Genomic DNA, 19,715 nt, shown 5'->3' on the forward strand with positions numbered 1-19,715 from the left:
ACCAGCGAACGTCAGTAAGACACACAAATCATTTATAAACAGAAAAGAGGCTGCTTCAGATGAAACAGCCTCTTTGTATTTGGTCTTTATTTATTATTTTATTTCTCAATAAAGAACTTCACATTGTCTATAGGTCTACCCAACATGGCTACAGAGCCTTTCACCAGAATAGGTCTTTGTATCAGGGATGGATTTTCAGATAAGATTTTGATCCATTCTTCTTCAGAAAGGTTTTTATCTGCATAATTTTCGATATACAGCTTTTCTGTTTTACGGATAATATGAAAAACACTTTGATTCAGTTTTTTCAATACTGTTTTTATCTCCATCACGCTCAACGGATCTTCAACAATATTGATAATTTCAAAAGCTACCCCATTTTCATCAAGATACTCTAATACAGCATTTGATTTCGAACAGTTCCCGTTATGTAAAACCTTAACTACCATCTTCTATTGTTTTAAAATTAAAACTTGCTTTCTTACAAATTTAGCAAGAATCTGACTGATCTTCTCTTAATAGTCTGGTAAATATTTGTTAAAACAGCCCATGTAATTCGGCTTCAATTTTTTCCAGAATAAGTCCAAAATCTTCCGGTTTTTCTACAAAATCCAGGTCATCCACTTCAATAATCAGCAACTTACCTTCTGTATAATTGGAGATCCATTTTTCATACTTCTGATTAAGCTTTGAAAGATATTCTATACTGATAGATGCTTCATATTCACGTCCTCTTTTGTAAATTTTCTTTACAAGATTGGGCACATCAGATTTTAAATAAATTAACAGGTCCGGTGCAGACACAAAACTCTTCATTAAATCAAAAACAGATGAATAGTTACTGAAATCTCTGTCGGAAAGGAGTTTCATATCATTCAGGTTTTCTGCAAAAATGTGAGCATCTTCATAAATGGTACGATCCTGAATAATATTCTTCCCACTTTCTCTGATCTCCTTTACCTGACGGAATCTGCTTCCCAGGAAGTACACCTGCAGTGCAAAGCTCCATTTGCTCATATCCGAATAAAAATCTTCCAGATAAGGATTATGATCTACGTCTTCAAATTGTGCATCCCATCCGTAATGCTTGGAAAGCATTGTGGTTAGGGTTGTTTTTCCCGCTCCAATGTTTCCTGTAACTGCAATATGCATATTTTTCCTTTGTATTTGCTTATTAATTGATAAGTTTTTCTACCCCTTCAGTCTGAACTGCTGAAATATCTTCTAACAATTTCTCTAAGGTATGGTCTGAAGATTTCACTTCCGGCAGGGTCTCATCTGCTGTTTTTTCAGTGCTTTCTACCGATTGTCCTGTAGGTTCCTGAATAATTTCCGGTTGAGATTCCGGTTGTTTTTCCTGTTCGGGTTTGCTTACTTTTTCAAAGCTGTAAAGATAAAGTTTGTTCCCCTTGATTTCAAAATAAGAAAGGATATTTTTATCCACAATTTGTGCTTCCGGATCTTCAAAAACAGTAGTCATCCCTTTTTCAGGAATATATTTTAAAATAGAATTATTGGTGATCACCAAAATAGTATCATTTTCTCTCCTGAATCTTTTCCCGTTTACGAGGGGAACTTCAAAAATTTTCTCAAACTTTGGCGTGTAAATTCTAACGTGATTCCTTGTTAAAATGTAGATTTTATTTTCATAGACCAGCATATCCGTAAGATCCTCAAAACTGATATCAAAAGGATAAGAGTTGATGGTTGTATCATTTCTGAAATTATACTGTATCAGCCGTTTTGTACTGTCATCTAAAAGCCATAACTGCTGCTGATCTTCAGCGTACACCATTCTTATAAATCCAAATTTCTGCTTAAAATCAATCCGCTGGATCTCATTCATATTCTGATCAACAAATTTCATTTCCTGGGCATTTTCTGAAAATAAAGGAACGTTCAGTGGATTCTGAACATTTTGTACTTTATAAGGAACAGTAAACATCAATTTCCCAAGCTGCTTCCCTAACGAATCATATTTGGTAAAACTGAAGTCTTTACTTTTATAGATATACAGATTTCCATAATCATCCGCAAGCATATCTTTAGCCTCCTTCAGCTTCAGGGTATCCAAAGGAAAAACTTTCTGCGCTGCGGATGAGCAGAAAACGAAAATCAATAATAAATATATTAGCTTCAAATTGTATGGTATTAAAGATAATCCTCCTTGTTGGAATGCCGGCAATTTACATACTTTTTCTGTAAACTGAAATTAAGTTTTCAATGGTCATTTATTTTATAGCAACCTCATAGATTTTAGCCCAGTTTTTTCCTGTCACTAACATATTTTCACCCTTAAAAGCAATTCCGTTTAACACATTGTCATCATTCCTCTGATTATTTTCTTTGGTTATTTGGGTAAAATCAAATTTTCCGACAGCTTCTCCTGTTTCAGGATTTATTTTCAGAACAAAAGGTTTAAACCAGACATTTGCATAAATAAATCCGTTGTGGTATTCCAATTCATTTAATTTTTCGTACGTCTCCGTTTTTCCTGCTACGGAAACCGTTTTTACCACTTTGGAAGGATTACTGACATCCAAAAAGTAAAGATTCTTTGAACCATCGGTAGCGATGAGGTTTTTTCCGTCATAAGTTAGCCCCCAGCCTTCTCCGATAATATTGGGTAGAGGAAATTCTGAAATTTTTTCCAATGTATTTTTATGGTAAACAAAACCAATTTTACTTTGATAGGTCAACTGGTAAATCTTGTCTCCAACCACCGCACAGCCTTCAGAAAAAATATCGGCGGGTTGTTTTTTCACCATTGCCGGAGTTGCAGAACCCAGTGTATATTTTATCAGCTGGGAAGCTCCTTTCAGTCCATCACTTTCATATATGGTATTGCCTTCTGCCAAAAATCCTTCCACAAAGAAAGTAGGATCATGCGGATAATCTGCTATTATGGTATACGAAATATTTTGTTCGGGATTTTTAGCAAAAACATTAATGGTAGCATCCTGGCTCAGGGTTTCTCCATTTTTAGTTTTAATTACAAAAACCACTTTATTGTCCCCTAATTCAAAAAACTGAGGATCTACTGTAAGATTAGCTGTTTCTTTATCTCCAAAGCTTATGCAAATACTTTCTGCATTATCTGTCACTTTTTCCGGAAGGTCCAGCTTATCTCCAAAATGATACCCTTCTGCCTCCTTTGCATTATTATAATCAGCCAGGGAATCAAGCATTTTTTCATTATTATTACAAGATACCAGCAGAAGAACTGCTGCAAGGCCGGTTACTATATTTCGTCTTATCATTTTTCAAAAATACTAAATTTTAGTCCTTACATAAAAATAGCGCTCCATGGGAACGCTATTTTTATACTTTATCTGTGAAATTATTTCACCTGAACTTCATAAATTTTCGGCCAGTTTTTACCTGTTACCAGCATATTTTCTCCTTTAAAAGCAATTCCGTTCAACACATCATCACTTCCTTTGGTATTCTGTTTTGCAATATCTGTAAAATCAAATGTTCCCACCACTTCTCCGGTAGCCGGGTTGATCTTTAGAATAATAGGCTTTTGCCACACGTTGGCATAGATAAATCCGTTATGATATTCAAGCTCATTAAGCTGATCGTATGCCTGGGAACTTCCTGCCACCGCAATATACTTAATCAGTTTTGAAGGGTTAGCCGGATCAAGGAAGTATAAAAGTTTACTTCCGTCTGATGCGATAAGGTTTTTCCCGTCATAGGTTAATCCCCATCCTTCTCCGAACAGATTTGGATACGCAAATTCTGAAAGCAGTTTTAAAGAATTTTTATCATAGATATATCCTTTTTTGCTCTGCCATGTCAACTGATATACTTTATCTCCTACAATGGTACTACCTTCAGAAAAATCTTCCGGAGCCTGCTTTGTAGAAGCAAGCGGTGTAGTGGTTCCCAACGTATATTTCAGAATCTGTGAGGATCCGTTCTGCCCGTCACTTTCATAAATTGTATTTCCTTCAATCTGAAAGCCCTGAACAAAATTCTTAGGATCGTGAGGATATTCTGCGATAATCTGATAGGCAATATTTTTTTCAGGAGTTTTTGCAAATACATTGATGGTAGCATCCTGATTGAGTACTTCCCCCCCTTTTGTTTTAATATTGAAAGTAACAGCATTATCTCCCAATGTGAAAAATTTCGGATCCACAACAAGATTGGTTGTTTCTTTATCTCCAAAGCTTATGGTAACACTTTCTGCATTCTCCGTCACCTCTTTTGGAAGTTGAAGTTTATCACCGAAGTGATATCCTTTTGCTTCCATAGAATTATTATAGTTGCTTAGTGTATTAAGGATCTCCTTATCCTTATTACAAGATGCCAATAATAAAATCGCTGCGAAACCTGCTATTATATTTTTTTTCATTGATATTCTAAATATTTCTCCAAAAATAGCAAATTTTATTCCGTATTGCCAACATTATCCACAGCTTCACCAAATTGTAATATATACCCGTTATTGTCATAGATTGCAAATTCCCTCATTCCCCATTCAAAAGTTTCTATTTCATAGCAGATTTCTGCTTTTGCATTAAGTTCTTCCCAAAGTTCATCCACATTATTTACATTAAAATAAAATGAGCCTGTAAAACCTATCCCATGGTTTTTCTCATGTTTATTGGGTTGGGAAACCATAATATATACTTCATCTTTACGAAGCGAAGCCCATTGCCATTCATCATTTCTGCCCATTAATGTAAAGCCCAGGATATGCATATAAAAACCGATGGTATCATCCATATTTTCTGTCCACAACATAGGGCGCAGTGCTTTAAATTCTGTCATGATTCCTGTAATTCAAAATTTGTTTTATTGATTTTCATATTAATAGACAGCCATGTTTCACCATCTATATTCACTTCACTTTTGGTTTCCGGACCAATCCCGAAACCTACTTTCCGGTAGCATTCAATAGCTCCTGTATTCCAGTCATATACATTAAGTTCAGCGGTTTCTTTATCGAAATGGCTGAACCCATATTCGAGCAGTTTTTGTACTACTTTTTTGCCATAGCCTTTTCCTCTGTTATTTTCATCCCAAATTAAAATTCTTCCCAACAGGAACGTATTTTCTTTTAAACAGATCTGTGCATGACCAATGGTATGGTGATCTCCATCCGTTATTTTAAATAAGGTCCTGTTTTCATCCAAAAGATCGGCTTCCAACTGTTTTTCAGTTAAAGGAAAGTGATAGGCAGGACCGGCAAACTGAAGAAGCATTCTTTCATCTTTTACTTTTGAAATTAATTCTGATGCATCCTCAGTGGTAAATAAAAATAAGTCGATCATCGCTTTAATTTTCTAAATATCCTTTTAAACTTTCTCCAATAATCATATTCCAGCCTTCCGTAAAGCTTTTTCTTGAAAAACCTTCACCCAAATTATCGAAACTCTCAATACCCTCATGAACCAATGTAACCACTGTTGCGTTGTGTTCGGAAAACACTTCCCATGTTACCACGGTTTTCAGTGGTAAAAAATCGGGATAAGCCCAGCTATATTTCAATATTTGAGAAGGAACAATCTCTAAGATCTCACATTGATGGTGATATTTTTTAGCATCTCCGGGTTCATAAAAATTAAATATCTTTCCTACTTCCGGTTCAAAATCCGGAATATTGAAATACCAGGATTTCATTTCGTGTTTATCCGTCAAGGCCTTCCAGACCTTTTCCGCCGGAGCATTTATCTTATATTGGACAACGATGGGTGTATTCATATTAAATTAACTGAGGTTAAGATTAATGTCAGAAGGTGTACAATGATCAGTGTGCAAACCCTGTAATTTTTGCTTCATCAAAATCCAGCTGCATTTCAATAGCCCTCATCACATGGTCATCAAATATTTTTTCCTTCTTCATTCTGTGAAGCTCATTTCTCTGAGCCTGGATCACCTGGCGCAACACATCTTTATTTTCGTTGATTGCCGTCACATAATCACCTGTAGAAGCCATACACTGAGCTTTATCGGCCATCAGCATCATTTCATTTTCAAGTTTATGTTTTTGGTGTCTTACCAAGCTGTTTCTCTCCGCCAGATCAGAAAAATCATTATCTAAGGTATGCAGCGCGGTTTCCTTTAGTTTACGCATCAAAATCACTTCCTGTTTTTCTTCAGGCAGTTCACTTCCTGCATCTTTTATATTTAACAATTTCAGAATGGGCGATAATAATAATCCCTGTCCCACCAATGTGATCAATATAATAACGAAAGTTACGAATAAAATAATATTCCGGTGCGGGAATGCCTCTCCATTGGGAAGAAAGGCAGGAATAGAAAGTGCTGCAGCTAATGAAACCACTCCTCTCATGGCGGCAAAACTGATGATAAAAGGTTCCCGCCAGTCCGGTTTTGGGGCTTTTAATCTCAATTCTTTTGAACAAAGCCTTGGAAAATACATCAAAGCGTAACTGTACAGTATTCTTGTTCCGATAATCGCTCCTCCAATGACCACACTATAGAAAATTCCTTCTGAGAATGTATAATCTGTCAACCCTTCCACAACAATAGGCAGCTCAAGGCCGATCAGGATAAAGATGATCGTATTCATTAAAAATATCAGCACACTCCAGACATTTCCGGACTGGATTCGTGAAGTATGACTCAGGTAGCAATGCGAATTATAAGACATTAGCAATCCTCCGGCAACTACCGAAAGGACTCCTGAAAAATGGAAATGCTCTGCTCCTACATACATGATGTAAGGAACAATAAGTGTAATAACGGTATCTATATTAGAATTGGTAGGTATCATTCTCAGTAAGGCTCCAAACAGAAAACCTATAGCCACTCCCATAGCGATCCCACCGATGGCCATGGTAAAGAAATCCTGCACGGCATCTCTCCAGATAAACTGCCCTGAAATAACTGCCGCTAAGGCAAACTTAAATACAATTAAACTGGAGGCATCATTAATAAGACTCTCCCCTTCCAGGATGCTGGTTATCTTTTTCGGGATTTTCATATGCTTCAATACAGAAGTAGCGGCTACTGCATCAGGTGGTGAGTTTACTCCTCCCAACAGGAATCCCATAGCCACTGTAAGCCCCGGAATAATAGAGGATGAAAGATAAGCCACCACTATGGATGTTAAAAATACAAGCCCGAAAGCCATAGAAAAGATCTGCTTTCTCCATTTATGAAAATCCTGCCACGAGGTAAACCATGCAGCTTCAAATAAGATAGGAGGCAGAAATATAAGAAAAACAAGATCGGGTTCTATCTCGATACGCGGCATTCCCGGAACAAGGCTTATTAACAGCCCTGCAATCACAAGGAAAATAGGATAAGCCACTTTCAGCTTCTGCCCAATCATTACTAATATCATTACAGAGAGCAGTACTGCAATAGATATAATAACATAACTGTGAATCATTTTGATTTAGTTTTTTTAAGTGTTATTTTGTTAACTCAATAAAAAGTTTCTATCCATCTCACAGATCTTCAACCTCCGAAAAGAAGAGAAACTTTCAACCTTTTACCCATCGTTTAATCCGGATATCCTAGAGTACAATATTATTTTTCGGGAGAATTGCCGGCGGAAGGTCAGATTCATCCAGCATATCTCTCATATCAATTTCAATGGTACGGCTGATCTGCGTAATGGGTACATCATTAGGGCTTCCTTCAAAAGGATTTACAGAAGCTTCCCCTACACTGTCTAAAGTATGGAAACACCATGTCACCAATAATGAGAATGGAATATTAAACCATACTGTCCATCCTTCCAGCGTTGTTCCTTCTCCTAATTTATCAAACTCTTTCAGTAATCCAAAGGGAACGAAAACAATGAATAACAGCAAGAGATAAGTGGTAATGGATGAAAAATTCCGTGGATAAGGAAAATTTTTAATTCTTTCTGCTTTCCCCTGGCTATCTGTAAACTTTACCAACTGTTGGTTGATCTGCGTCCACTGAAAGTCGTTAATTTCTCCTTTTTCATAAGCTTCGGAGAGTTCTTTGCTTTGGCTGGCCATCAATTGTGTGGCTCTGTTTTTTTTGCTTACAATATATTGAAGTTCCGTTTCCGAAAGATAGTTTTTCAGCTCATCCTCCAGTTTGGAAAGTTTCTCAGGAACATCATATTTCCTTGAATATTCATCAAACTGTACGGTGTTCATATTTTCCCAGGCTCTCGGTTCACGAAGCTGAAATCTTAAAGCCGTAAGCCAGGCATAATGACGAAGAAACATCTCTTTTACTTGATGGGGATTTTTTGAAGAGAGCGCATCTCTTAGAATATATCCAAAACTACGGCTGTCATTAATGATAGCTCCATAAATCTGCCTCGCTTCCCAAAGCCTGCTATAACTCGCATTATTTTTAAATCCTACAATAAAAGCAACTGCCGTTCCCATGATTGCAATAGGTTGCCATGGAACATACAGAAATTTCCATCCCAAAAAATACAATAAGGTGGGAATGGCTGATAATAGGGTTAAAACGTAAATACTGCGCCTTGTCCAAATAATGAACTCAAGGGTTCCAAATCTTTTTCCTGAATGCATATATGCTTTTTTTTGTGTTAATTAATCTACTTACAATAATGACTTTTTTTCATCAGGCATTCAGCATCATCGGGTCATTACTAATTTTTCGTAAACGGGATATTATTATAAAAACCGATCTGAATCTGTCCACGGTTTCTGTTTTCCTGGATCTGGTTCATATAGCCCGCTTCTATTCTCATATTCTTATTGATGACATATCCTAAGGCTCCGTAAACCCTGTTTCTATCGAACACAGGATTATTGAAGTGGAGGAATATTTCATTATATACAGAAGCATAAAGGGTTTTCGGCAGCATTTCTTTTTGGGTAATCGGTATCGTTACTCCCAGCATATAACGGAATCTCATTCTAAAGTCTTCTTCCAGAAAACGTTCTTCCAAACGGTAACGGTGCTGAAGATTGAAACGTCCAAACTTCTGTTTTGTAATAAACTGCTGGAAAATCCTGTGTTCTATATTTTCTTTTTTCTCTCCGTTTACATAAGGCTGGCTTAAAATAAAACCATATCCCAACAAAACATTATTGTTATTCTCAGTAAGGTCATATCCAATTCCCGTACGGATTAAAAGCTGTTCCAGATTTCCGACTCCATCAAAGTTTCTGTACTGGATCTCATTATGGAAATTCAGCTTTTTGCTGATCTTATTATTTCCAAAATACATATACCACGCTCCAAGGTCACTTTTCTGTGCCCATGTAAATACCGAGCCCAATCCTAATATAGTGAATGCCAACTTCGTAAAAACCTTTCTCATATTTATCAATTACTATTATCTATCGTTTTAACAAAACTAATAATTTAAATCAATAATAACAAACAATATTTACATACACTTTAGATTAAATCCCTTTAAATCTGACACTTTCATATATGCTGTAAGTTTATCCCGGGATCTGTTCTATCAGAACTTCATCATTATTTTTACTGAAATAAGTACAGGTCATGGTGTTCAGGTCCATTTTCCAGCCTTCCACTCCATTATCCGCACAGTCATTACAAAATGTCATATAATCAGTTCCTCCCTTCTGATGAAGTTTTAATCTCAGTTTAAAATTTTCAAGGTTTATATTTTCTGAAGCGGTGATATTATGATATTTGCTTCCGGTTTGTACCGACTGGTGATCTGTATCAAAATATTCAGTATTCCCATCAGCTACGTAAGCGATATAGTGGGAAACACCTAATTTTTTTATGGCCTGGATATAGGAAGGGAAATCTGCTCCGCTCTTTACCTTTTGGTGCTCTATTTTAATATCTTCAAGTATGAATTTCATCTATTTACCATTTTTAAATGAACAGATAAAAAGTGTCTGTCTGTTCAAATTTAGAAATTTTTGGAATGCCAATTATTATTCAATAAAAAACCGGCAGTATGACTGCCGGTATATTGTAACTCTATTCAGAATACAGAATATAATTTTTATGGATGCTGCTGCATTTTAGCAGGATCATCATAGTTTACCATCCAGTTGATTCCGAACTGATCCGTAAACATTCCGAAATAAGCTCCCCAGAAAGTATCTGCCATTGGCATTGTTACCTGTCCGCCTGCAGAAAGCCCATTGAATAACTTATCGGCTTCTTCTTTGGATTCTGCATTGATAGAAATGGAAAAATTATTTCCTTCTTTAAAGTTTGAAGCCCATTCTCCACCGGTATCGCTTCCCATCAGTACTGTTTCTTTAGAGATAGGAAGCGCCACATGCATGATTTTATTTTTATCTTCTTCAGAGGTTTCTTTGCCTTCCATTGGAGGCATTTCTCCAAAAGTCCCGATATAAGGGTATTCTCCTCCGAAAACCGATTTATAGAAATCAAATGCTTCTCTGCAGTTTCCATTAAATGTTAAATAAACGTTTACTGTTGCCATGATGTTTAAAAGTTAAGTTTTAATTAGTTTTGATTTAGATTTTTGTATTTTCAGGAGTAGAAACTACCTGTGCTGATCTATCAGGATCATATTTCCATCCGGATCTTTAAGATAGATATGCTCCGGCCCTGAAGTAGTTTCATCCGCTGGCCTTTCAATCTCTATTCCACTTTCTTTTAAGTGTTTCTGTATGGTTCTTACATCGTCAAAAGAGTCGAGATTCTGGGCATTCTGGTCCCATCCCGGATTAAAAGTAAGCATATTACCATCAAACATTGCCTGAAAAAGGCCTATCAGGGTAGATCCATTTTTCATGATCAGGTAATTCTGTTCTGTATCTCCTGCCATTGAGGTAAAACCCAGTTTTTCATAGAAATCTTTGGACTTCTGAAGGTCTTTTACACTTAAGCTGATTGAAAACGCTCCTAGTTTCATATTTTTTTGTTTTTAAAGCAAATTGACTTCCTGCCAATACAAGTGTCCAGACCAGTATTCCTAAAATCCAGAACCAGATTGGAGTAGGTAAAGATACCATCATATAAATGGTGATCAGTAAAAAAATGCTTCCACAGATTACCGCTGCAGTATGTTTTCCGCTGTTAGAAATTTTTGTGGCTGTAAACCCGGAAACAAATGCCGCTAAGGCATATGCAATAATGATATAGAACAATGCCATGAACGGTGCTTTTCCTACATATTCTTTTAGAGCTTCCCTATTATCAGGATCCGTTCCTGCAGGAGGTGGATATAGCTGATGGCCTATATTCTCAACAATCGTAATACCGATAGAACCCACAATAAGCCCTACCACAACAGCCAATATCTGTCTCAGGATACTCATTTATTTTTCAGATTGGTTTTAAAATCCAGACTACCGTCATAGCTTTTCCAATCACCAACAAATTCAATATACTGCCCTTCTACCTGTTCTGTTTTCTTATTCCATCTGAAAGTATAAATGAATTTACCTTTAAACACCCCCGAATGTTTTCCTTTATTTTCTTCTGCCCACTCATATTCTCCGAATACCGTTCCTTTTTTCTTGGCATCTTTATATTTTGAGATGGTAATTTTCCCTTCAAATTTTGCATAGTTAGCATCTACCAGAGAATACCCGGATACAAAATATTCCTGATCATTCTTTTTATTCTGTTCAGAAATAGTAATTTTCAGTTTCAGCTCCTTTGCTTTGCTTCCTATCACTCCAGCATAAGGTTTACTGTTATTTAACCACACATTCGAAATATCAGGCATTTGCCCCAACACAAAATTGGCAGCAAGAATGAAGACTAATAAAAGTTTTTTCATAGATTATTTTTAAACACCAAACTGTGATAAGTGGTGATTCAGATGTTTTGCAAACATATTATTCCACTCCTGAGCATTTAGTTTTCCAAAAGAAAAAGATTCCTTACCGTCAAAAGCAGCAGCTCCCAACTGTTGTGTTTTTTGGATAAAACCTATTAATCTGGTTTTCTCTTCTTCAAAGTTTTTTCTTCCTGTAATCAAAAACTGAGGAGCTGTTGGGGAATCTCTGGGATACGCTTTTTCTCCAACGATCTTAGGCTTTAAAAAAGTCTTCAGAATAAATTTCGCAATAGCTCCCGGCTTTTTATGTTTTTCAGGCTCATATACCATTTCATAAGTTACACTACAGTGGGCCAGCATCTGATCAACCGTCATCTTCCCCCATAACCCGTGGGTATCTTCAACAAGCTTATGTATTCTATCAATATAGTTCTGAGCATCTTTTGCGTCAAACACGTTTTCCATATTTTCTCTAATTAAATAAAGACAAATATATCAGTTTTTTCTTTTTGATTTTATAGTTAATAAAAAAATGAATTGTAAATGATAAAATGATGTCATGGGTGGAAAACTGACGCCATCAATAGCCGCTAAGCCTAGTACCGATCATTAACAAGGAGTGAGATCAGACCCGAGTAGTGAAGACCACAAAGGTCAGGATAAGACAGTTGAGATGATAGCCACTGTTTTTTATTGACATCAATCACTGCAAACCAGCAACTAGCAACTAGCAACTAGCAACTAGCAACTAGCAACTAGCAACTAGCAACTAGCAACAAAATTCAACTAAAAAACACTAGTCCGCATCCTCATGAGAAGCAGTCTCCACTCCTGTTTCCTGAGGCACCTTTTTAAAGATAAGCCAAAGTTTAATCTTTAAAGCTATCCAGCCTATAACGGCATATACTACTACAAGAATGCTCAAATGTTCCAGATAAGGAAAAGTAAGCTCTACTGATCCTTTTTGAATCAATAAGATTTTAAATGCCTGTAAAAAAGGTGTCAGTGGGATAATATTAGCTATAAACTGTACAAAGGCAGGCATTGCACTTAACGGCCATGTAAATCCACTGATAATGAATGCAGGTGAAGCGATAACCATCAGGATTTGAGTCGCTTTTAAGGCATCCGGAATCAATATACTGATAAACACTCCCAAAAATGATGCAGATCCTACAAATACCGCAGTAAGAAGGATAAAATTGAGTATTCCTTCCGGCATCGGAACTCTAAAAACCATGTGCATAAAGTAGTAGATTCCCACAATAAGAATGGAAAATATCCATATTGGAATCACTTTAATAAGCATTGTTGGGAATGCCCATTTTTTCATTTTAAGATATTCTTTTACAAAAGACCCTCTTTCAAATTCTGCAGCAAAGCTTACCGCCATTGCCAGCAGTATGACCTGTTGCAGTACGACAGCCAGCATTGCCGGCCACATAAAGATAAGATAGTTTCCTGTAGTATTGAACAGCGTGATATAATTTGCTTTGAAAGGCTCATATTGTGTAGCTGCCTTTGCTGCCGGCATTCCGGCTTTCTGTAATGCTTTAATGGAAGCTCCCGCCGAAAAAGTTCCTATAGTAAGCTGAAGGGCTTTGGAGGCAAAGTTTGCTGTAAGAACATTTCCGGTATTGATATACACATTCAGTTCAGGATATTTTTTCTGAAGCATATCCCCTTCAAACCTGGAGGGAATAATGACTACTGCCGCGGCCTCATGCCTGATCACTTCATCTTTAATACTCAGCGGTTCCTGAAGGTATTTGATAATTTTAATGCTTTTGTTATCATCCAGCATTTCCGTCAATTGGTTAGATAAAGGAGTATTATCCCTGTCAACCACAAGGACGGGGGTATTTTCAACTTTTCCGCTTTTGTAGACAAACCCCAGCAAGGTTGCATAAAAGACCGGTGCCAAAAAGAACACTGTCCTTAAGGTAGAATTGCCGATAAAAAGCTTGAACTCACGTTTTAAAAGACGGAAAAATTCTTTCATTTATTTATATTTTAAATGACCAGATGGTAACGTTCTAAGAAAGTTATCCATCGTGCTCCGTTTCATATTATTTATTTAAGGATAACATTAGCATTAACCAGGATATTTTTAGCCTTATTCATATCTTTAGGCTTTACTTTGATCTCATAAATGGCATCCTGCAGCTGGTAGTCAGGATAAGCTGTGGTGATATCCGCATATTTTGTCAGCTGTTTGATGTATACAATATTTCCCTGCAGGTTTTCTTTGTTATAAACGACCTGCATACTGACATCCTGTCCTTTTTTATATTTTGAAATGGCGCTTTCCGGGATCGTAAACCTGAAGAAAGTACTTTCCGGAATATATCCGTTGAATAGTGCAAAACCGGCTGTCGCCAATTCTCCGGTATTCAGGCTTATGGTTTCAATCTCCATATTATTGGTGGCAATGATATACCTTTCTGAATAGGCAACATTAGCTTCCTGCAATGCTCCTTTAGCCTGGGATGCCTGCCCTGCGGCCATTTCCACTTTTTCAACACGGGTTCCTCTTGTCACATCGTCCAGCTCTGCCACTACGGCATCATATTGGGCTTTTGCTCCCTGAAGTTTTGCATATACCTCATCATGAGCCTGTGGAGACATCAGGCTGTCACGGAACATATTGTTGGCTCTGCGGTAGGACTTTTGTGCAAAATCATACTGCTCTTTAAGACCCTTATATTTTGCCTGAAGCTGTCTCAGCTGATCTGCTGTGGCTCCGTTTTTAGCCATCTGTTCCTGGGCTGTTGCAGCGCTTACCGCACCCTGAGCCTGAGCTATTTTTGCGGAAACTTCCGGAACATCAAGCTGCGCAAGGGTATCTCCCTTTTTTACAGTCTGTCCTTCGGAAACATATATTTTCACAATTCTTCCGGTCACTTTTGGGGCAAAAGAAATCACATCTTTTTTAGTCTTTCCTTCCGGTTCTTTTATTTTTTCATTTTTACTACAGCTTCCGAACAGAAACAGGGCAGCAAAGAGTACAGCTATATTTTTATGCATCATTTTAATTTTTAAGGGATTAAATAAAATTTGGTGATATCCAGCTCCTGGGTAGACCTCATCAGTTCTATCCCCGCTCTTCTCTGGTTGAAAATTGCATTCTGGTATTCCAGTTCCACGGATTCCAGATCATTTTCAGCTTCAATAAGCTGTGAAGATTTGCTCATACCATAACGGAATTCCTTTTCAGCCTGTACTAAAGCATTTTTTGCCAATTCTTTTTCCTTTGCTTTCAAAGTGATTTGTGCGGTAGCAATATCATAGTTGGTTTGATTGTTGGCAAGATTCAGTGTTAATTTTTTTAAAGCATCTTCTTTTTGATTCTGCAGCACTTCTTTCCCCACTTTAGCAGTTTCTTCAGCATGTTTCCCTTCTTTTCCGTCAAAAATCTCCCATTTAAAGCCTACTCCGGCTGTAATTAAAGGAAATACATTGATATTGTTAGGATTCCAGTCCAGCTTTCTTCCTTCATATCCTAATACCGGAACAGCAGGCACTACATTTTCAGAAGACTTAATCCGGTTTCCATACAGTCCGATATAATAAGCAGAAGCCATGAGCTGTACTTTAGGAATCATCCATGTTCTTTCAGATTTTATCTTATAATCTGCAGCAGTAATCCCATGTTCCAAAGCACGGACCTCCGCCCTCTGCTCTATTCCTTTTTCCGGAGAAAGTAAATCTACCGGAGTCAGGACAGGCTCTATCATTCTTAGCCTTTCTCTATTGATTCCTGTGAAAATATAAAGCTGGGTAAGAAGCAATTCTTTTTTCCCTTCATATTCTACCATTTTTGCATTCAGAGTTGCCTGGGCAAGTTCTATTTTCTTATGATCATAAGGAGTGATCAGCCCATATCCTAAAGCTTTATCTGCTGTTTTTTTATTAATATCGAGTCTTTTTTTGCTTTCATCCAATACTTTTTTAGACTGATGGATCAATGCCAGTTGGTCATACGCTCTCGAAATACTGGCTGCCACTTCATCTCTTGTTTTCTCCAGAAGAATATCTTCAGACTTTTTCTTTTCTTCTACGGCTTTCTTAAGGTATTTTACCTTCCCCCCGGAATACAGCAGCATTTTAGCTTCAGCTTTGGCTACTCCCGAGAACCCGGATACATTAAAATTATTGTTGAAAGTTCCTTCCGGAATACTGATAAAGGGAGCCAGGTTAATTTCCGGCGACGTCAGTCTTGCTGTTCCGTTTAGATACCCCATCTTTCCACTTAGTTCCAGAGTAGGAAGAAAGATATCTTTCAGCTTATGCTCGTCAAGATCGGTAAGTTTATTTTGGGTAACCTGCATTTTCAGGTTCGAGTCCCGAACCATTGCACTGTCTAAAAGTTCTTTAAAATCCGGCGCAGACTGTGCCCAGCCAAAAGCAGGAAAAGCAAAAAAACCAAACGTAAAAATCAATAAATTGTTTTTCATGGTTTATGTTTATAACAAATATAATGCAAAATATGTTAAAAATCTCACAAATAAGTTAAAGAAAACAGTGAATATGGGCTAAGTTTAAAACAAGTTTAACCACAATCATTTATTTATCAAAGCCCTCTCCAAATCGTTTAGTTTTAATTTGAATTCTATTTAAGGGGTAAAAAAATATTAGTTCTGTTGTTTATGGGAAGAGAAGAGCATCTTAATCTAATACAAATCAGGTTTAATAAATTTCTAATTTAATTTATATTTAAATAATGATCAATAAAAGCAGGCCCTCTCTTACAACAGAAATGCTCCGATAAAATATCGAAGCATTTCCTTCCTTGATTATAAAAAAAGTAAACAAACTAGTCTACTACCCCATTTTCTGTTTGATGTTAGAATACCTCAGCAGCCAGTGAGTACATTTCATCACTCCCATCCCTTTGAGGACCTGCTGCAATAGAATTTCCATAGCCACAAATTCCATATAAGTTCATGGCAAAATCTTTAGGGCTTTTTACCGCTCTTACTTCACTTGAATAAAGCAGGTAATAGTACCCCCACTGGTTGTTCCAGGCTTCGGTATCTGTATTCTGCCACTGATCAAAATTAGCAGAAGTAAATGATAAGTTCACTCCCCTGCTATTGTGGGTAACCTGTCCATGCCAATGTGAGTAGCTGGTAATCGTTACATCCGTCGAAGGCTGATTAATTAGCCTTACCTGAAGTCTGTTATTCCCAGTCAGGGCATTACTTCCTGATGTGGTAGATCCTCCTACAATTGCAAAACGAACCATTAAATTTAATTCAGGAATAATGAGATCCGGTTTCGAGTAAACACCAGCTGAATTGGCAGCATTCCTACCCCGATACTTAGCCTTATACACAGTGCTTCCATGAGTTTCTGAATTTTCCTGTCCCCCTGCTGATTTTGTCCATTTTGGTGCGGTGGGCGTACCAATATTAACATAAATTCCAGCTCCCATAGAAGCACTTCCTTTATGGTAGACTACCAGGCCTGTTGCCGGATTAGGAATGGTTGTCCCGTCTGTAGACGATATAAGTGTAAGCCTGGTAGGTAAAAATCCTTTATTGGGTGATTCCAGATGCAATATTGCAGAAAGATCCGGTGTACTGGTATTTATTCCCACTTGGCCATTAACTAGGCTTAGACAGCAAATTGCGCACATTGCTAATATTTTTCTCCCTTTCATTTGATAATTGTGTTTTAAAATTCCTTTTTTCGTTATGTGTTTGTTCTAATAATTGTAATAAATAATATCTCTTTATCCTGAATTATAATAAAAATAAGAGGGGCTCATCGGTGTGTGTTTTTAGAATCATTATTTTTAAATTTTTAATCACCCCTCTTTTTCTGTACATAATGAATACACCTTTTATCTGTATCCATTATTGATATAAAAATTTCTTTTAGAAGATTATGATTTAAAAAGAGTGAGAAAATTGCTACAAAATAATTTTGAATAATCACTCACCCTACAAAGCATCAAATCAAATAAAAAAAATTCATGACTGTTATAATCCAGATAATAATTATGACTTGCTTTCTGCTTTCCAATCTTTTTCACCTAATATTTCATTCATCAAAAACGAATCATTTACATCAAAAAATCACTTTCTATGTAATTTGTATTATTAGATAGGTTATATTGAATAAAATGTGTGAAAAAGTGTAAAAAATTCATTCTCCATACAAATAAGTCATTCAACTATCATGTTTTTTTATAATTTTACATGACAAACTTAGTGGTACCGTATCTAAAATAATCAGCAAAACAAAAAAAGATAAATCCATAACAAAAAAAATAATAAAACACTGAAAATGAATGAATTAAATTTAAATTTTATATTTTCATATACGATAATATCCTCCATAATCACATATGAGTTTATAAAAAGTGATTTCTACTTGTAATGATATTGTATTATGGAAAACATTAAAGACAAATTACGTGAGTTAGAATATTCATTTGCCAAAAAGCTCATATTTTTACTCTTACTGAAACAGATTATCATTGTATTTTCTGACCTTTATTTCGTGGGCAGCCAATACTTATTTTATGATGTAGTTTTAATATTAACCGTTACTCCCTGTTATGTATTCACGTTGGTTTCGGAAAATTATAATTTTCAAAAAGTAGGTAAGTTCGCAGTAGGCTATCTAATGCTTTTAAATATCATTTTGAGTATTGTGTACTACGAAGACTTTCCAAGCGTTATTTCCTATATTTTTATGTTCCCTGTAGCCCTAATGTTTTATTATAACATCCGGAAATCTATTTACATCTCAGCATTTTTCTTTCTCACGATCCCTTTAAGCTTGTTATACAACTATTATTTTGTTCATAACGTGGAAAAAAGTGATCTTTTGTATTATAATTTTTCAAATACTTACACAATAGCCTGCGCATTTATCTTGTTTTCCGTTTGCTTCTATTATCTTATACAGATTCAAAAGTTAAAAGCAGTTTTAGTTTTTTTAGAGGAAAATACTATTACAATTGATCCCTTTCCTGTGCTGGAAAAGAAAGAAAAAATCAAACTTGTTCAGGAATATTCTTTGGAAGAGACAGATTTCCCTATCCCGTTTTATGAAGATTTATTTTCAAAAATTGAAGATCATATGAAAATCCAAAAGCCCTGGAGAAATCCGGACTATAATCTGAAACAACTCGCTAAGGATGTAAGCTCTAATACCCAGTATGTTTCTTCAGCAATCAACAGCTGCACCAAAAATAACTTCAAATCTTACCTGAATGATTTCAGACTGAATGCTTTTATAGCACTTATTAATAATAAAAATGAAGAATTTTCATTAGAAGATGTATATCTGACTATTGGTTTTTATAACAGATCAACTTTCAACAGGGTTTTTAAATCTAAATTCCAAATGACCCCTCAAGAGTATATCAGTACTAAATCCATCTAAATTATAAAGCATTAAAGCTTATAAAATCAGATTAAAATAGTTAGAGTATTCCTGGAATAAGGTACAACAAAAAACTCCCCACATTGCTGTGAAGAGTTTTTGTTTATATAAGCGAGCTGATTATTTCTGAACTGCTTTTTTCATGTCAGCATCCGGACGTAAAACCCTGTAGCGCACTTCAAAATCTTTAGGCACATAGAATACAATTGGTAATTTACTGTTGTAGCCCATTGTTTCCGGCTTAAGAGTTACAAACTTCTTTGTAAGCTTCTGTCCCGGACAACCCATTAATGTACCTGCGGTCTCTCCTTTGGATTCCACTTCATAATAGTTGTATCCCCATCCCTGAAGATCCTGGTTTTTCATTTCTCCCATCATGAAGTACTTATTACAGTCCAACATTTTTTCAGCCCCTACAAAAACCTCAACTTTTAAATCGTTTTCATTTTTTGCTACCGGTAACTGAATATATACTTGTTTATATCCTTCTTTAGCTTTTGGGAACATTTCAATCTGTAGTTTTTCAAACTTTTCAGCTTTCTTTTGTGCGAAAGCATTTACCCCAGCCATCAATATCAATCCTGTAATTAAAGTTTTTGAAAATTTCATTTTATTTGGTTTTAAAATT

General features: G+C 36.2%; 23 protein-coding genes. 1 reads left to right on the top strand and 22 read right to left on the bottom strand.

The features are described 5' to 3' along the window. Positions 1-98 precede the first annotated feature (98 nt). From MP477_RS03850 to MP477_RS03950, 21 genes are all read right to left on the bottom strand, one after another. Positions 99-449 carry an ArsC/Spx/MgsR family protein gene (locus MP477_RS03850; protein WP_230036214.1) on the bottom strand — a complete coding sequence of 117 codons (351 nt, stop codon included), beginning with the start codon at positions 447-449 and terminating at the stop codon, positions 99-101. 88 nt (positions 450-537) lie between these two features. Beyond that, positions 538-1,152, bottom strand: coding sequence for a deoxynucleoside kinase (locus MP477_RS03855; RefSeq protein ID WP_230036212.1), 615 nt, complete (start codon positions 1,150-1,152; stop codon positions 538-540). 22 nt (positions 1,153-1,174) lie between these two features. After that, the gene (locus MP477_RS03860) at positions 1,175-2,140 is read right to left on the bottom strand and encodes a hypothetical protein (RefSeq protein ID WP_257189212.1); all 966 of its coding nucleotides are present in this window, start codon (positions 2,138-2,140) and stop codon (positions 1,175-1,177) included. A gap of 91 nt (positions 2,141-2,231) precedes the next feature. Further along, the gene (locus MP477_RS03865) at positions 2,232-3,257 is read right to left on the bottom strand and encodes a glutaminyl-peptide cyclotransferase (protein ID WP_257189446.1); all 1,026 of its coding nucleotides are present in this window, start codon (positions 3,255-3,257) and stop codon (positions 2,232-2,234) included. Between the two features lie 83 nt (positions 3,258-3,340). Next, entirely contained in the window at positions 3,341-4,363 is a 1,023-nt protein-coding gene (locus MP477_RS03870; protein ID WP_230036208.1) for a glutaminyl-peptide cyclotransferase, read from the bottom strand. A 35-nt stretch (positions 4,364-4,398) separates the two neighbouring features. Continuing rightward, positions 4,399-4,782 (bottom strand): VOC family protein, encoded by a 384-nt coding sequence (locus tag MP477_RS03875; RefSeq protein WP_230036206.1) that lies wholly within the window; start codon positions 4,780-4,782, stop codon positions 4,399-4,401. Beyond that, a complete protein-coding gene (locus MP477_RS03880; RefSeq protein WP_257189213.1) occupies positions 4,779-5,285 on the bottom strand; it encodes a GNAT family N-acetyltransferase in 507 nt (168 codons plus the stop codon). Before MP477_RS03880 ends, MP477_RS03875 begins: the two co-directional genes overlap by 4 nt. 4 nt (positions 5,286-5,289) lie before the next feature. After that, the gene (locus MP477_RS03885) at positions 5,290-5,715 is read right to left on the bottom strand and encodes an SRPBCC domain-containing protein (protein ID WP_257189214.1); all 426 of its coding nucleotides are present in this window, start codon (positions 5,713-5,715) and stop codon (positions 5,290-5,292) included. Positions 5,716-5,761: 46 nt separating this feature from the next. Beyond that, positions 5,762-7,372 carry a Na+/H+ antiporter gene (locus tag MP477_RS03890; RefSeq protein WP_257189215.1) on the bottom strand — a complete coding sequence of 537 codons (1,611 nt, stop codon included), beginning with the start codon at positions 7,370-7,372 and terminating at the stop codon, positions 5,762-5,764. Between the two features lie 127 nt (positions 7,373-7,499). Further along, positions 7,500-8,504, bottom strand: a complete 1,005-nt coding sequence (locus tag MP477_RS03895; protein ID WP_257189216.1) for a bestrophin family protein — start codon at positions 8,502-8,504, stop codon at positions 7,500-7,502. An 80-nt stretch (positions 8,505-8,584) separates the two neighbouring features. Next, entirely contained in the window at positions 8,585-9,262 is a 678-nt protein-coding gene (locus MP477_RS03900) for a DUF2490 domain-containing protein (RefSeq protein WP_257189217.1), read from the bottom strand. Between the two features lie 127 nt (positions 9,263-9,389). Further along, the gene (locus MP477_RS03905; protein WP_257189218.1) at positions 9,390-9,782 is read right to left on the bottom strand and encodes a DUF1398 domain-containing protein; all 393 of its coding nucleotides are present in this window, start codon (positions 9,780-9,782) and stop codon (positions 9,390-9,392) included. Positions 9,783-9,928: 146 nt separating this feature from the next. Next, entirely contained in the window at positions 9,929-10,378 is a 450-nt protein-coding gene (locus tag MP477_RS03910; protein ID WP_257189219.1) for a VOC family protein, read from the bottom strand. A gap of 63 nt (positions 10,379-10,441) precedes the next feature. Beyond that, positions 10,442-10,813 (bottom strand): VOC family protein, encoded by a 372-nt coding sequence (locus tag MP477_RS03915; RefSeq protein WP_257189220.1) that lies wholly within the window; start codon positions 10,811-10,813, stop codon positions 10,442-10,444. Then, the gene (locus MP477_RS03920) at positions 10,746-11,219 is read right to left on the bottom strand and encodes a hypothetical protein (RefSeq protein ID WP_257189221.1); all 474 of its coding nucleotides are present in this window, start codon (positions 11,217-11,219) and stop codon (positions 10,746-10,748) included. Before MP477_RS03920 ends, MP477_RS03915 begins: the two co-directional genes overlap by 68 nt. After that, positions 11,216-11,686 (bottom strand): hypothetical protein, encoded by a 471-nt coding sequence (locus MP477_RS03925; protein ID WP_257189222.1) that lies wholly within the window; start codon positions 11,684-11,686, stop codon positions 11,216-11,218. Before MP477_RS03925 ends, MP477_RS03920 begins: the two co-directional genes overlap by 4 nt. Before the next feature lie 9 nt (positions 11,687-11,695). Next, positions 11,696-12,151, bottom strand: coding sequence for a DinB family protein (locus MP477_RS03930; RefSeq protein ID WP_257189223.1), 456 nt, complete (start codon positions 12,149-12,151; stop codon positions 11,696-11,698). A 331-nt stretch (positions 12,152-12,482) separates the two neighbouring features. Next, on the bottom strand, positions 12,483-13,688 hold the full coding sequence (locus MP477_RS03935; protein ID WP_257189224.1) for an ABC transporter permease: 1,206 nt from the start codon (positions 13,686-13,688) through the stop codon (positions 12,483-12,485). A gap of 71 nt (positions 13,689-13,759) precedes the next feature. Then, positions 13,760-14,713, bottom strand: a complete 954-nt coding sequence (locus MP477_RS03940; RefSeq protein ID WP_257189447.1) for an HlyD family secretion protein — start codon at positions 14,711-14,713, stop codon at positions 13,760-13,762. 11 nt (positions 14,714-14,724) lie between these two features. After that, a complete protein-coding gene (locus MP477_RS03945; protein WP_257189225.1) occupies positions 14,725-16,143 on the bottom strand; it encodes a TolC family protein in 1,419 nt (472 codons plus the stop codon). A 389-nt stretch (positions 16,144-16,532) separates the two neighbouring features. Beyond that, on the bottom strand, positions 16,533-17,327 hold the full coding sequence (locus MP477_RS03950) for a hypothetical protein (protein ID WP_257189226.1): 795 nt from the start codon (positions 17,325-17,327) through the stop codon (positions 16,533-16,535). A gap of 758 nt (positions 17,328-18,085) precedes the next feature. On the opposite strand from MP477_RS03950, the gene MP477_RS03955 reads away from it, so the two are divergent. Further along, the gene (locus tag MP477_RS03955) at positions 18,086-19,087 is read left to right on the top strand and encodes an AraC family transcriptional regulator (RefSeq protein ID WP_257189227.1); all 1,002 of its coding nucleotides are present in this window, start codon (positions 18,086-18,088) and stop codon (positions 19,085-19,087) included. 120 nt (positions 19,088-19,207) lie between these two features. Here MP477_RS03955 and eco read toward each other — a convergent pair whose 3' ends face one another. After that, entirely contained in the window at positions 19,208-19,696 is a 489-nt protein-coding gene (gene eco, locus MP477_RS03960) for a serine protease inhibitor ecotin (protein ID WP_230036176.1), read from the bottom strand. Positions 19,697-19,715: the final 19 nt, after the last annotated feature.

Source organism: Chryseobacterium sp. WG23 (assembly GCF_024586575.1).
Classification (GTDB): Bacteria; Bacteroidota; Bacteroidia; order Flavobacteriales; family Weeksellaceae; genus Chryseobacterium.